This window comes from Persicobacter sp. CCB-QB2 (assembly GCF_001274635.1).
Taxonomy (GTDB): domain Bacteria; phylum Bacteroidota; class Bacteroidia; order Cytophagales; family Cyclobacteriaceae; genus Persicobacter; species Persicobacter diffluens.
Genome location: NZ_LBGV01000001.1, coordinates 565,360 through 578,283, shown reverse-complemented (window position 1 = coordinate 578,283; position 12,924 = coordinate 565,360). Strand labels below are relative to the sequence as shown.

At 42.7% G+C, this 12,924-nt stretch carries 14 protein-coding genes and 1 tRNA gene; 12 read left to right on the top strand and 3 right to left on the bottom strand.

All coding sequences use genetic code 11. The features are described 5' to 3' along the window. Nucleotides 1-2: 2 nt before the first annotated feature. The 8 genes from apaG to NG22_RS02705 all read left to right on the top strand — a co-directional run bounded on the left by apaG (nt 3) and on the right by NG22_RS02705 (nt 6,631). Entirely contained in the window at nt 3-389 is a 387-nt protein-coding gene (apaG, locus tag NG22_RS02735; protein ID WP_053404300.1) for a Co2+/Mg2+ efflux protein ApaG, read from the top strand. Between the two features lie 514 nt (nt 390-903). Further along, complete coding sequence (locus tag NG22_RS02730) at nt 904-1,680, top strand: O-methyltransferase (protein WP_053404299.1); 777 nt, start codon at nt 904-906, stop codon at nt 1,678-1,680. A gap of 57 nt (nt 1,681-1,737) precedes the next feature. Beyond that, nucleotides 1,738-2,658, top strand: a complete 921-nt coding sequence (locus tag NG22_RS02725) for a chromosome segregation protein SMC (protein ID WP_157600832.1) — start codon at nt 1,738-1,740, stop codon at nt 2,656-2,658. A gap of 210 nt (nt 2,659-2,868) precedes the next feature. Next, entirely contained in the window at nt 2,869-3,240 is a 372-nt protein-coding gene (gene rpsF / locus NG22_RS02720) for a 30S ribosomal protein S6 (protein WP_053404297.1), read from the top strand. Between the two features lie 3 nt (nt 3,241-3,243). Continuing rightward, nucleotides 3,244-3,495 carry a 30S ribosomal protein S18 gene (gene rpsR, locus NG22_RS17320; RefSeq protein ID WP_071932170.1) on the top strand — a complete coding sequence of 84 codons (252 nt, stop codon included), beginning with the start codon at nt 3,244-3,246 and terminating at the stop codon, nt 3,493-3,495. 31 nt (nt 3,496-3,526) lie between these two features. Beyond that, complete coding sequence (gene rplI, locus NG22_RS02715; RefSeq protein ID WP_053404296.1) at nt 3,527-3,970, top strand: 50S ribosomal protein L9; 444 nt, start codon at nt 3,527-3,529, stop codon at nt 3,968-3,970. Between the two features lie 190 nt (nt 3,971-4,160). After that, entirely contained in the window at nt 4,161-5,789 is a 1,629-nt protein-coding gene (locus NG22_RS02710) for a glutamate synthase-related protein (protein ID WP_053404295.1), read from the top strand. Nucleotides 5,790-5,791: 2 nt separating this feature from the next. Further along, nucleotides 5,792-6,631, top strand: coding sequence for a hypothetical protein (locus NG22_RS02705; protein WP_053404294.1), 840 nt, complete (start codon nt 5,792-5,794; stop codon nt 6,629-6,631). A 203-nt stretch (nt 6,632-6,834) separates the two neighbouring features. Here the strand turns inward: NG22_RS02705 and NG22_RS02700 are convergent, their stop codons facing one another. Next, nucleotides 6,835-7,128 carry a hypothetical protein gene (locus NG22_RS02700; protein WP_053404293.1) on the bottom strand — a complete coding sequence of 98 codons (294 nt, stop codon included), beginning with the start codon at nt 7,126-7,128 and terminating at the stop codon, nt 6,835-6,837. Between NG22_RS02700 and NG22_RS02695 the strand changes: the two genes are divergently transcribed. Then, nucleotides 7,127-8,359 carry an IS256 family transposase gene (locus NG22_RS02695; RefSeq protein WP_053404292.1) on the top strand — a complete coding sequence of 411 codons (1,233 nt, stop codon included), beginning with the start codon at nt 7,127-7,129 and terminating at the stop codon, nt 8,357-8,359. The two genes, NG22_RS02700 and NG22_RS02695, sit on opposite strands and share 2 nt — an antisense overlap. Here the strand turns inward: NG22_RS02695 and NG22_RS02690 are convergent. Continuing rightward, complete coding sequence (locus tag NG22_RS02690) at nt 8,343-8,687, bottom strand: hypothetical protein (protein WP_053404291.1); 345 nt, start codon at nt 8,685-8,687, stop codon at nt 8,343-8,345. The two genes, NG22_RS02695 and NG22_RS02690, sit on opposite strands and share 17 nt — an antisense overlap. Before the next feature lie 550 nt (nt 8,688-9,237). Further along, nucleotides 9,238-9,309 (bottom strand) — tRNA-Arg (locus tag NG22_RS02685). Between the two features lie 768 nt (nt 9,310-10,077). On the opposite strand from NG22_RS02685, the gene mgtE reads away from it, so the two are divergent. From mgtE to NG22_RS02670, 3 genes are all read left to right on the top strand, one after another. Further along, nucleotides 10,078-11,454 (top strand): magnesium transporter, encoded by a 1,377-nt coding sequence (mgtE, locus tag NG22_RS02680; RefSeq protein ID WP_053404290.1) that lies wholly within the window; start codon nt 10,078-10,080, stop codon nt 11,452-11,454. 182 nt (nt 11,455-11,636) lie between these two features. Then, nucleotides 11,637-12,515 carry an Rpn family recombination-promoting nuclease/putative transposase gene (locus NG22_RS02675; RefSeq protein WP_053404289.1) on the top strand — a complete coding sequence of 293 codons (879 nt, stop codon included), beginning with the start codon at nt 11,637-11,639 and terminating at the stop codon, nt 12,513-12,515. A gap of 171 nt (nt 12,516-12,686) precedes the next feature. After that, nucleotides 12,687-12,917, top strand: coding sequence for a hypothetical protein (locus tag NG22_RS02670; RefSeq protein WP_157600831.1), 231 nt, complete (start codon nt 12,687-12,689; stop codon nt 12,915-12,917). Nucleotides 12,918-12,924: the final 7 nt, after the last annotated feature.

The window sequence follows — 12,924 nt, the reverse complement described above, 5'->3', positions numbered from 1 at the left end:
CTATGGTTACAGAAATCACCCACGGAATAAAAGTTACCGTTGAAACGGAATATCAGCCCGACTACTCCAGTCCTATCCAGCATCACTATGTCTTTACCTATCGTATCTCCATAGAAAATCAAAGTGAATACACCATCCAGTTGATGAGCCGTCATTGGGAAATTCACGACAGTAACGGACAAAAAAGAGAAGTGGATGGTGATGGTGTGGTAGGTCAGCAACCTGTACTGGAGCCTGGAGCAGTCCATAAATACGTCTCCGGATGCAACCTTAAAACCGGCATTGGAAAAATGCTCGGGAAATACAATATGGAAAGGCAACTGGATGGCAAGCGTTTTGACGTTGCCATACCGGAATTCAATATGATGGTGCCTTTCAGGATGAATTAGATAAAATTGGAGTAAAAAGTTTGAAAGCACGAATTTCCAGGATTATCTCGAATATAGTTTGGGAAGTGTGTTTCCATGGTATTAAGTGAGGCCCAGGATTTTTCTTAAAAAGCTAAATCGGTCATTCAATACATTATATTAAATATTCCACCGGTTCTTTTTATTATTCACTGACTTGAATCTAACTTCAAACAGGCAATTTGCTACGCCCTATTGTTAGTATTTGTAGGGCCGAGATTTTTGCCACGAATGACGCGAAGGTGCTCGGATGAAAGGAAATTGTATTTTACCGGAATGAGTTGAAATTACCATTTTAGCCACGAATTCGCCAAATAATCAGATTTGTAGGACTCGAGCTTTTACCACGAATGACACCATGGTTCGGGAATAAAAGAGAATGGTCTGCTACAGGAATGAGTGGGAATGGACATTTGTAGCTACCAATTTAACAAGTAAATGAGATTTGTAGGAGGCGACCTTTTTGCCTAATTTGCACCGCAATTAGGCTTTTTTTATGTCACTACATTCCGCATTACATTTCATCCAGCATTTTTTATTAGCAGTAGATCGCCACTCCCTGCAAGGGAGCTTCGCCTTTCAGCTTTTTGAACAGACGCAAGGAAAGCCATTGCCTGCCCAACCTGCCATTGAACAGATTCGAAAACAATTATTACAGGACCCTACCCCCATTACCTTTCATGATTTAGGTGCCAAATCAGGTCAGAGAACCACCAGCATTCAAAAGATTGCGCAGAGCAGCCTGTCTTCTTTCCGCATGTCGGTTTTCTTCCGAAAACTGCTGGATTGGCGAAAAGCTAAAACCGTATTGGAACTAGGCACCAGCCTGGGTATAAATGCAGCCTATTTAGCACAAAATGCCGACCGTCAGCTTTATACTTTTGAAGGCATTCCTGAGATTGGGGAAATCGCTCAAAAAAATTGGGGAAAACTTAAAATTCGCAACATTCAACTCATTCCTGGCAATATAGATGAAAGCCTGCCGCGCTGGCTGACAGAAAAGCAAACCAAAATTGATATCGCCTTTATAGATGCCAATCATACCTATGCCGCCACCATGCGGTATTTTGAACTACTACTTCCCTTCCTGCACGAGGACAGCTTACTGATTTTTGACGACCTGTATTATTCCAAAGCCATGACCCGGGCCTGGGAGGAAATTAAGGCGCACCCCAAAGTCCATTGTGTTTTTGATTATTACCGATTCGGTATCCTCAGCTTTTCCCCCCGCCAAAACCCCAAAAGCTATCGGATGGAGTTTCGATGGTGGTAAATATTTTGCGGCCAATTCATGTATCCTATTGAATTTTAATGCGGCCTTTATATTTTTGTGGCTAAAGATTTAGAGAATACCATTATGTCCGAAGAAAAAAAGGGAGGGGCCAATCTATTGCCCGTAGTTATTGTCCTGGCGGTGCTATTAGTCGCCAGCCTGGGATACATTTTTTACCTTCACAAAGTGAACACTGTTTCACAGGAAGAACTGGCGCAATCTCAGAAAAATGTTGAGGTGCTTCAGGCTGACCTGAACAATAAAATTGCCGAGATTCAGGAGCTGGGAGGAAACGTGGAGGATTTGCAAGCCATCCGTGCCCAATTAGAAGAAGAAAAATCCACTTTGGAAAACAAAAATTCCGTGACCACCCGCCAATTGATGGAATTCCAAAATAAAGCAGAAGGCTATCGTGAGTTGCTGCTGCGCAAGGAAAAGGAAATTGCCAAGCTCAAGCAAATTAATGACCAGCTGGTGACAGAAAATGTGGAGCTGAAAGAAGAGAAAAACGAGCTGAACCGCAATATTAAAAACCTGAATGCAGAAAGAGAGAAACTGAATGATAAAGTCGCATTCGCTTCCCGTTTAAAAACAAAAGACCTGGAAGTATTTGCCGTAAGTGAAACTGGCAAAGAGCGAGAAGGCCGCGAATTCCGCCAGCGCCATTTGGACAAGCTGAAGGTAAGCTTCCAAATTGCGGAAAATAAAGTGGCTCCTGTGGGTGGCCGTGATATCATGATCCGCCTGATCGACGAGAATGACAACGTTCTTTTCGATGTTTCCAAAGGAGGGGGTACTTTTATGTACAATGGCCGCGAGACCTTTTACACCGAAAAGCAAAACATCCTTTTCGATAACTCCAAGCAGAGCCTGACTTTCGTTTACGACAAAGGCAGTGAATATGATAAGGGAAAATACATACTGGAAGTATTCACTGATGACTACAAAATGGGCGAAATACCATTTTCGGTGCGATAAGCATCCGTATTTATTAATAAAGGGAAAATCCTCCCAAAAGTCCTGCTGGTTAAAAAACTGGCAGGATTTTTTCTTTTTACCCCCGCTGGCAATCCGGGGGCATAATCTTTTGAAATTTAGAAGTCTCGCTTTTGTTTCTAAAGTATATGCCCTATATTTGCAGGCCGAAAGAAAAGTCTTTCGATAATCTTAATTTAAAGTTTTAGCACAATGCAACTTAAAAATTACGAAACGGTTTTCATTTTAACTCCCGTTTTGTCTGATGAGCAGATGAAGGAAGCCGTTACCAAATTTGAGGACATTTTGAAGTCCAATGATGCAGAAATCATCAACCGCGAGGAGTGGGGTCTTCGCAAATTAGCTTACCCTATCCAAGCGAAAAAGACTGGTTTCTATTCACTAGTAGAATTCAAAGCTTCTGCAACTATCGTTGATGCTTTGGAAACTGAGTTCCGTCGTGATGATCGCGTTTTGCGTTTCTTGACTACTGCTTTAGAGCCAGCTGCCGTTGAATACAACGAGAAGCGTCGTAAAGGCGAGTTCAACAAAAAGAAAGAAACTACTGAAACTAAAGAAGGCTAAGTCATGACATTGATTAACGAACCAGTAAATCGTAACGAGAATCGCAAAAAATATTGCCGATTCAAGAAAAATGGTATCAAGTACATCGACTACAAAGATGCCAACTTCCTATTGAAGTTTGTGAACGATCAAGGTAAAATTTTGCCTCGTCGTATCACTGGTACTTCAGTAAAATTCCAGAAAAAAGTTTCTCAGGCGGTTAAGCGTGCACGTCACTTGGCGTTGTTACCATACGTAACTGATTCATTGAAATAAGATTTGTAGTTTTTAAAAACCTGTATTTGAAATGGAAATTATCCTTAAAGAAAATATCAAAGGTCTAGGCTACAAAAATGACATCGTTGACGTTAAGCCTGGATACGGTCGTAACTACTTGATTCCTCAAGGATTCGCGATCATCGCAAACGCTTCTAACAAGAAGATGATTGCAGAAAACATTAAGCAAGCTGCTCACAAAGCAGAGAAGGTTAAAGCTGATGCAGAAGCTCTTGCAGCGAACATCGGTGATACTAAGTTGACTATCGCTACTAAAGCGGGTGACAACGGTAAGATCTTCGGTTCTGTGACTACTACGCAAATCTCTGCATTGTTGAAAGAAAAAGGTTACGATGTAGATCGTAAGCAAATCTCTATCAACGGTGAAGTGAAATTCGTTGGTGAGTACACTGCATCTATCGATCTTCACAAAGACGTGAAGCACGAAGTTGCTTTCGAAGTGATCGCTGAGTAATTAGCCACTTCCCAAAAAAATTGAAGCCCGAGCTGTTGTTCGGGCTTTTTTTATATCCATATTTTCCGGAGGAACACAGAAAAACCATCCAAGTCAACCACTGACACAGGGGAGAATCAAAAAAAAAGTGGGCTAGCGAAAGAAAAATTCAATTTACGGTTGTTAATAGTATTATTCCGTAAATAAAATTATGAGACTACAAAGCTATCCTTGCGACCACCAACTCCTTGAAATTAAAGACCTTCCCGAACGCCAACCCGTTGGAGCCCAACATTTAGGGCTAGACCTGGTGATCATTAAAGATCAGGAAATGATTTCCGTCCTCTATGGCCGGTGCCTTCATCGCGGCGCACTACTCGCGGACGGGCATTTGGACGGGCATAATTTGATTTGCGGACTGCATTACTGGGACTACCGGATTGATACGGGAGTATCAGAATACAACAATTCTGAAGCCCTTCACAAGTTTCATCACAAAATAGAAGAGGGCTGGCTGAAAGTGTCTTCGGCAGAAATTGAAGCCTACTTGAAGGAACACCCCCAGCCCTTTGACCGGGATGTATATTTAGGACAATATGCAGATACGAATCCGGAAGCTCCAGAACCTTTTACCCGACAAATTCAGTCCCTGGCAAGAGGCGGGCTGCACCACCAACACGGAGAAGCTGCCGCTATGGGAGTGGAGCGGGATAATTTGCCCAAATGGTCTAGTTTACAATTTTTACCTGCCCAATTACACAAACGCCCATTATTTGATGACGCGGTGGTGAATACGACCGTCAGCATTGGCCCCGGAGCAGACTTACCTTTAAAGCTGTCCATGCCGGTTTTCATTTCAGACATGAGCTTTGGCGCCCTGAGCAAGGAAGCGAAAATAGCACTGGCCAGAGGAGCCGAAATGGCCGGCACCGGAATTTGTTCCGGCGAGGGTGGAATGCTTCCCGAGGAGCAGGAAAATAACGGACATTATTTCTATGAACTGGCTTCGGCCAAATTTGGCTTCAGCTGGGAAAAAGTAAAGAAATGTCAGGCCTTCCATTTTAAAGCCGGGCAAGGTGCCAAAACTGGCACCGGTGGCCATTTACCCGGCAATAAAGTGACGTCGGAAATTGCAGAAGTTCGCGGACTAAAGGAAGGGGAAGATGCCGTATCGCCTGCCACTTTTCCGGATTTGGTCACGGTGGAAGACTTTAAAGCCTTTGCCACCGAAGTACGGTACAAGACCGGAGGCATTCCGGTAGGAGTAAAGATGTCAGCGGCCCATTTAGAAGCAGATATTGATTTTGCACTCGCCATAGGGGTGGATTATATCATTTTGGATGGTCGTGGCGGGGGAACCGGAGCAGCACCGCTTATTTTACGAGATAATATTAATGTACCGACTATCCCAGCGCTGGCCAGGGCAAGAAAGCATTTGGATTTAAGAGGTGCAAAGTCCGTTAGCCTGATCGTTACCGGAGGCTTACGCCTGGCAGAAGACTTTGCTAAGGCCCTGATGCTGGGTGCTGATGCAGTGGCCATTTCCAATGCAGCCTTACAAGCCATTGGCTGTCTGGGCATGCGCGCCTGCAATACCAATAATTGCCCGGTGGGTATTGCCACACAAAAAGATCATTTAAGAGCCCGATTGCAAATCGAAAAGTCCGCTCAACAGTTATACAATTATCTCACGGGTACTCAATCGCTGCTCAAGGTGATCAGCCGGGCCTGTGGGTATGCTGATATTAATGCTTTTAACCACCATGATTTAACCACCTTCGACCGGGAGATGCACCACCTTACCGGCATTGCTTATGGAGGTATCAACCCTAATCAATAACAATGGAAATAAAAACCAATACCGAAAACTTTAACGCCGCCATTACTTACCTGCACCAGTGCTCTCAGTTTATGGCCATCTTCGCGAACCAGTTGGTAAATGCTAAAGAAGACACCAGTCACACCAACTTTCTTTGGGATGAAGACCGCGGACGCCTTTACACACAAGGCTCCAATACAGACCCACGTGCCCGAATGTTTTTGCAAATCAATGAGGGACTACTAGGCATCAGTTGTGACAAAAAAGAGGTTTTACAACCTACCGAAGGCTGGACACCGACAGAAATCTTACAATGGATGAATGATCGCCTGGCCTATTGGAAAATCAGGAAAACACCACTGGAAACAGCACTTCCTTATGAAATCCCTTACCCTAAAGCCCAGGAAGAGGCTTTTATTTCCCCGGATCACCGATGGCTGGCACAGTGGGGATTATTAATCGATCAGTTTAATGATGCAATGGAATCTATATTGGAGGGCCATACCCAACATGGCAAAACCAGGGTTTGGCCACACCATTTCGATTTAGGGAATTATATTATTTTAAATCAGGATGAGCAGGGGAATATTACCGAAAGTATTGGTTTCGGCCTCGCCATTCCGGATAGCCTTTCCCCTCACCCATACGGCTATATCAACTACTTCGGAGAGGGCAAAGAACTAGAAATCCCGAATCGTTCTCCCCTGTATGGTCAATGGGTGAAAGAAGGTATGCAGGGCATTATTTGCCCGGTGGATGTTTTTCTGAATCAGGAAAGCCACCAACCCAAAGAAGTTTTTAAGTTTTTCCAATCAGGCATAGAAACCATTCAGGCAGCGGTCAGCAAAACAGAAAACGTTTAGGCAAAGCCTGGAAAAAGTCCAAATCCATAGCGAAAATTTGATTTTTGAAGAGGCGATGCCCGAATATTCTGTGAGAAAAGTAGGGCTATTATTGAGTAATTATCCAAAATCACTTCCCATAATTTGAATTTGCAGGCAGCTGGATGGTTTTAAACCATATCTTGAATAAAATCACCAAAGGGTCGTAAGCAATTGCGGCTCTTTTATTTTGTCACACGCCCTTTTGGCTGCTGAATATCCTGCACAATACTTAAATGATGACGGCTATGAATCGTCATGAAACGAATACTTTCCTCCTTATTCAATACACCAAAATATGGATGCCTGAAATGAGCCCTGGCAGGTAAACTATCCAATAACAACAATGCTTTTTGACATTGAACGAGCTGCTCTTCCAATCGAGTTATGCCCGAAACTGGTGTTTGGGGGTTGAAAAATAGCGGCAAAATTGGTTGATTTAAATGCGAATAAAAAACTAACCAAAAATTTGCCACCATGAGCGAAATTAATCAAATCCCACCTATTACAGAAGCAACTCACGATCTATTAACTGAAACTATTCGGGCGGGAGCCAAAGAAATCATACGCCTTGCGGTTGAGGCGGAGTTGGAGGAATATTTAAAGCAATTCCGCGACCTTAAAACTGATGATGGAAAAGCCGCAGTAGTCCGAAACGGTCATTTGCCGGAACGAGAAGTTCAGACAGGTATTGGACCCGTAACGGTCAGAGTTCCAAAGATTCGTTCCAAAACAGGAGCCCCGGTTTCATTCCAATCGGTTCTGGTTCCGCCATATGTTCGAAAATCGAAATCACTGGAGGCTGCGATACCCTGGCTTTATCTCAAGGGTATTTCAACGGGAGAAATGAATGATGCCTTAGAGGCGCTCTTAGGCCCCGGAGCCAGCGGTTTGTCTTCTAGCACTATTTCCCGTTTAAAAACAGAATGGGGCAAGGAATACGATGTCTGGAGAAAAGCCTCTTTAGAAGATAGAGAGTGGGCTTATATTTGGGTTGATGGCATCTACAGTGGTCTGAGGAAGGAGGATGATAAACTTTGTGCACTGGTCGTTATTGGAGTTGACGGTCAAGGCAGGAAGCATTTTTTAGCGATTGAGGATGGGGTCAGAGAGTCAAAACAAAGCTGGAAAGAGGTATTACTCGAACTGAAACACCGCGGTATGAATGCGCCTAAACTAGCGGTTGGTGACGGGGCGCTGGGCTTTTGGGCAGCACTGGAAGAAGAATTCCCTAAAACAAAGGCGCAACGCTGCTGGATGCATAAAACCGGCAATGTTTTGAATTGCTTGCCCAAATCGGCTCAACAAAAGGCTAAGGACAAGATCCATCAAATATGGATGGCCGAAACCAAAGAAGAAGCAGATATAGCATTTGACTTATTCATAGACACTTATGAAGCAAAGTACCCGAAAGCTGCAATTTGTTTACAAAAAGACCGTGATGAATTGCTGAATTTTTACGACTTTCCCGCTGAACATTGGCAAAGCATCCGAACCACCAATCCGATAGAGTCCTCTTTTGGGACGATCAGACATCGTACGAAACGATCAAAGGGTTGTCTGGATCGGGACGGAATGCTCCACATGATATTCAAACTTGGCATGTGTGCGGAGAAAAACTGGAATCGAATACGGGGCTATAAAACCATTGAAAAAGTAATCAGAGAAGTTAAATTTAAAGACGGCGAAGAGATCAAACAGGCCGCTTAGCTTCGACCGCCTGAACACCACTTTTGGGCATAGCTCCTTCCAATCGGGAAACACCGATCTCTCCCTCAGGCCTGACCATTTTCGGTGACTGCCCTCTACCACTTGGAATACTCCCGCGAAGCCGGATAAACCACCATTTCAGGTTTAAAGTTAATCGGTAATGATCCGCCTTCGAGTGTTCCAGCACCCTTACAATGCCCATGATCACCAACATACTATGAGACAGATGCCAGAAAGTGGATACAGCAGACACCTCCTCCATCAATAGATCTCCCAGGGGAATGGCATTTTCAATCTCTTGCAGGCAAACGGTTAATGAATCGGGCATAGCAATTTGTTTTTATCAATGCTTACGACGAAGAGCCCGAAATGCTTCAAAATTTGAATTCCCATTTATTGACCTAAAATCGAAATGCAAGTTTTGATAATCAGGGGATGAACTTCCAAAATCAAAGGGACTCCTCGAAAAAGATAAAAATCAAGGCTATAATCAATTCAGCTGAGAAATTGAACTATCAGAATCCAACAAAGCAGCATTAAATTAATGATAAAATCTAAAGGCAGTCCGGAAGGAAATAATAAAAAATGAAATTAACACCCAGCCAACTTTGGTATCCTTAGAATACCCTGAAGGCTTTTTCATATTTTCTCAACCAAACGACAGATGAGCAATGATTTAAAAAAGGATATAAACTAAAGAAATCGCCCTTTCTTTGAGCGGCCCTAGCCTTAATGCCCGACTCCATTTCTTCTTTAAATTCAATAATCCCCTTACTCAGTGCTGCAAAGCATCCCGTAGTTCATTGAAGAAAACCAAGAAAAATCTTGGCACAAAAAAACCTTCATCGGTAAGATGAAGGTTTTTGATAATCCAATTGTGACCCCGCTTAGAATCGAACTAAGATCTTAGGCTCCGGAAACCCACGTACTATCCATTGTACTACGGGGCCAGTCATTTGGGATTGCAAATATAAGGACTAAAACGGTTTTCCAAAGGCTTGCTCGAGGATTTTTGACAGGATTATGTAGCAACCTCAAGCAAGTAACTGAACAGCAGATTTTTCCGGACATATTTTTTTTTCAAAGATTTTCACAAAATAGAAGATACTTAACCCGGCTCATGTTTGCCAAAAATCTCCTTTAGCTGTGAGGCGGGATAAATAAAGGGATTTCCATATTCCGAGTATTTTCCAAGGGAGCAGAAGAATGAGGAACAAGCATGCTTACCCCAAATTGGACTATAAAAAATTAGGAAAACACCCATAATAAATTTGCAACAATCCATTTGGTTGGATTTGGTTAATAATGGAGTGCACAATTCGGTCGATAAAAGAAAATTAAGGGAAAGGAGGTTTTAATATTCGGGAAAATTTATGAAACTTTGTAAAAAATAAGGATCTGTCGGTCTTTTTTATCACTGACGGGTTTATTGGCATAACAAAACAAAGATTATGGAGCCTGAGCCCCATTCACAGACATTAGGACATGACATTAGCAATGCCCGCTTTGAGCAGAGGGATTTGCTACGTGCCTTTTCGTGCGTGTGCAAACCCCCGCAACGCTAGTTTTACCAAAGACGCTTTGGTGACGGCGTTTGTAATAATAAGAAAGAATCACCAGGGAGCCCGCTTCCACCACCGTCCTGCTATTCCATGAAGGGCCATTACCTCTAGATTGTAATGGTTAATACGGCAGCCGCCGCTGCAAAATGAATAGCAATGACAAAATTCGAAAAAAAACAATGGCTAAACCAGTTGCTTGAGCATCAAAATGTGGATCACATTATTGGGCAGCTGAAAGAAATGCCCACCATAGAGGTAGCTTCTATTCTTAAAGACCTTCCTCATGAATTAATCCCCACCTATTACCACGCCTTTTCTATTAAACAAAGGGCCTATATTCTGGCAGATTTCCCGGAGGATGAACAGCTATTGATTTTCCATCAAACGGAAAAAATGACCTTTGGGGAAATCTTTGAAGCTATGGAATCCAATGAGCGCATGGAATTCTATCGCCGACTGGAGCCAGAAGAACAAATCAATTTACTCCCATTCTTACACAAAGAGGTCAGAATGGAGGTACTGGAACTTTCCAAATACCCTGCGGAAACTGCAGGAGGGATTATGAGCACGGACTTTGCCACGGTAATGGAAAAGCTGACATGCGCCGAAGCCATTGACAAAGTACGTCGGGATGCGCCTTCCAAAAAGATGATTTACTATATTTACGCAGTGGATCAGGATATGCGCTTGCAGGGGTTTCTCACCATGAAAGATTTAATCATGGCTACTCCTGAAACCTTGGTTAAGGAGGTGGTGCACCATAATTATGTAGCTTCAGAAGTAAGTGACGACCGAGAGCTAGTGGCCCAAAAAATTGAAATGTACGACCTGGTAGCCCTACCGGTGGTGAATCAATTCGGTCAGTTAGTCGGAATTGTAACCCACGATGAAGCCATTGAGGTGATTCGTCAGGAGCAGACGGAAGACATGGAGAAATTCATGGGAATTATGCCGGAGGAAGATCCGGAAAATTACTTTGACACCTCCACCTTGCAACACTTCAAAAAACGAGTGGTATGGATTGTTGGCCTGGCTGCTTTGGGCATCATCTCGGGTATGATCATTCACCGCTTTGAGGATGCCTTGGAGAAAATGATTATTCTCGCCCTCTACATGCCAATGATGGCCGACACCGGTGGAAATTCGGGTTCTCAGTCTGCTACGGTGGTTATTCGGGCAATGGCTTTGGGGCAAATCAACTTAAAACAATGGGTTAAGGTAATTTGGAAAGAAATTAAAATATCAGCCATGCTGGCGCTTTTATTGGCTATATTAACCATGGCCAAAGTTTTATTTCTCTCCAGCGCCGCCAACATACCCGAGGGTTTCAGCCTGCTGGAGATCGCAAGTGTAATTGCCCTGGCATTAGGCACTCAAGTCATTACTTCTGCCATTATTGGAACCGGACTCCCCCTCACGGTGAAAAAATTTGGTGGCGACCCCGCGGTTGTGGCTTCGCCGGCGATTACTACTATTGTCGATATCACAGGACTATTGATTTATTTCGGCATGGCAACAATATTTTTCTTTTAACCCCATAAGGCAAAGTAATAAGACCATAAATACGATCGGGACCATTACTATAATCGGTAATGCTCCTGATCTTTTTAATTCACTGAATTTACCAGAAAAACATACTTCTAATCGCTCAGAGAATCAGCATAAACGCAAAACTTCGCAAGCCTCCTCTGGTTGGGGAAATAAAAAAACCCATCATGCCTAAAGATGTATTCATTGACCCTTTCACGGATTTTGGCTTTAAAAAACTCTTTGGAGAAGAAGAAAGCAAAGAAGCACTAATTGACTTCTTGAATCAATTTCTCCCCACCCATGATCAAATTCATAGCCTGGAATATGGTAAAAATGAACACCTCCCAAGAACCGAGGAAGACCGAATAGCCATTTTTGACCTGCTTTGTACCAATCAGGACAATAAAAAATTCATTATTGAATTACAACGCGCGAAGCAAACCTTCCTCGTTGATCGAAGTATTTACTATTTATCTTTTCTCTTGCAGGAACAAGGAAAAAAAGGTCCAGATTGGAACTATGAATTACAAACGGTTTATTCCATAAACATCCTTCAATTCCAACTAAAGGAAAAAGCCTTCTCAAAAAGGCAACTCATACACTATGCCCAAATCAGGCATTCAATTAGCGGCAGGCCAATCACTGACAAAATCAATTTCATTTATTTAGAAGTTCCAAAATTCAACAAATCTCTTGATGAACTTCAAAGCAGGCAAGATAAATGGCTTTTCCTGCTAAAAAATCTGGCAAAACTGGACAAAAGACCACCTGCTCTCAGGGACAGGGTCTTTCAACGTTTCTTTGAACGCGCAAAAATTGCTAAATTGCCTCCGAAGGAAGCGAGAAATTATCAAATGAATCTTGAGAAGATGGGAGACTACAAAAACACCATTCAACATGCTAAAAATGAAGCACGTGAAGAAGGACGTGAGGAAGGACGTGTAGAAAATCAAATTCTCACTGCACAAAACATGTACTCAAAAGGGTTTGATTATAAAACCATCGCTGACATTCTAAATGTTAAAGAAAGAGAAGTGAAAAAGTGGTTGAAATCAAAAGGCTAAAAATCTTATTTTGATTGATTCAATTCACGCCTTTTTTTACCTGCAATTTGATCTCCTTCTCTATTAACATTTTCCTCCCGATGCGATAAAATCATCTTAACACCAAACCCCTTAAAAATTGCTAAATTGCCTCCGAAGGAAGCGAGAAATTATCAAATGAACCTTGAGAAGATGGGAGACTACAAAAACACCATTCAACATGCTAAAAATGAAGCACGTGAAGAGGGACGAGAGGAAGGACATAAAGAAGGAAAATTGGAAGGACGAGAGGAAGGGCGTTTAGAAAATCAAATTCTCACTGCACAAAATATGTACGCTAAAGGATTTGATTATAAAACCATCGCTGACATTCTAAATGTTAAAGAAAGAGAAGTGAAAAAGTGGTTGAAATCAAAAGGCTGATAATCTT

What these genes read in the sequence shown, in the direction of transcription:
- apaG (WP_053404300.1), top strand. Translation starts at nt 3, where the DNA reads ATGGTTACAGAAATCACCCACGGAATAAAAGTTACCGTTGAAACGGAA.
- NG22_RS02730 (WP_053404299.1), top strand. Translation starts at nt 904, where the DNA reads ATGTCACTACATTCCGCATTACATTTCATCCAGCATTTTTTATTAGCA.
- rpsF (WP_053404297.1), top strand. Translation starts at nt 2,869, where the DNA reads ATGCAACTTAAAAATTACGAAACGGTTTTCATTTTAACTCCCGTTTTG.
- rpsR (WP_071932170.1), top strand. Translation starts at nt 3,244, where the DNA reads ATGACATTGATTAACGAACCAGTAAATCGTAACGAGAATCGCAAAAAA.
- rplI (WP_053404296.1), top strand. Translation starts at nt 3,527, where the DNA reads ATGGAAATTATCCTTAAAGAAAATATCAAAGGTCTAGGCTACAAAAAT.
- NG22_RS02710 (WP_053404295.1), top strand. Translation starts at nt 4,161, where the DNA reads ATGAGACTACAAAGCTATCCTTGCGACCACCAACTCCTTGAAATTAAA.
- NG22_RS02705 (WP_053404294.1), top strand. Translation starts at nt 5,792, where the DNA reads ATGGAAATAAAAACCAATACCGAAAACTTTAACGCCGCCATTACTTAC.
- NG22_RS02695 (WP_053404292.1), top strand. Translation starts at nt 7,127, where the DNA reads ATGAGCGAAATTAATCAAATCCCACCTATTACAGAAGCAACTCACGAT.
- NG22_RS02700 (WP_053404293.1), bottom strand. Translation starts at nt 7,128, where the DNA reads ATGGTGGCAAATTTTTGGTTAGTTTTTTATTCGCATTTAAATCAACCA.
- NG22_RS02690 (WP_053404291.1), bottom strand. Translation starts at nt 8,687, where the DNA reads ATGCCCGATTCATTAACCGTTTGCCTGCAAGAGATTGAAAATGCCATT.
- mgtE (WP_053404290.1), top strand. Translation starts at nt 10,078, where the DNA reads ATGACAAAATTCGAAAAAAAACAATGGCTAAACCAGTTGCTTGAGCAT.
- NG22_RS02675 (WP_053404289.1), top strand. Translation starts at nt 11,637, where the DNA reads ATGCCTAAAGATGTATTCATTGACCCTTTCACGGATTTTGGCTTTAAA.
- NG22_RS02670 (WP_157600831.1), top strand. Translation starts at nt 12,687, where the DNA reads ATGGGAGACTACAAAAACACCATTCAACATGCTAAAAATGAAGCACGT.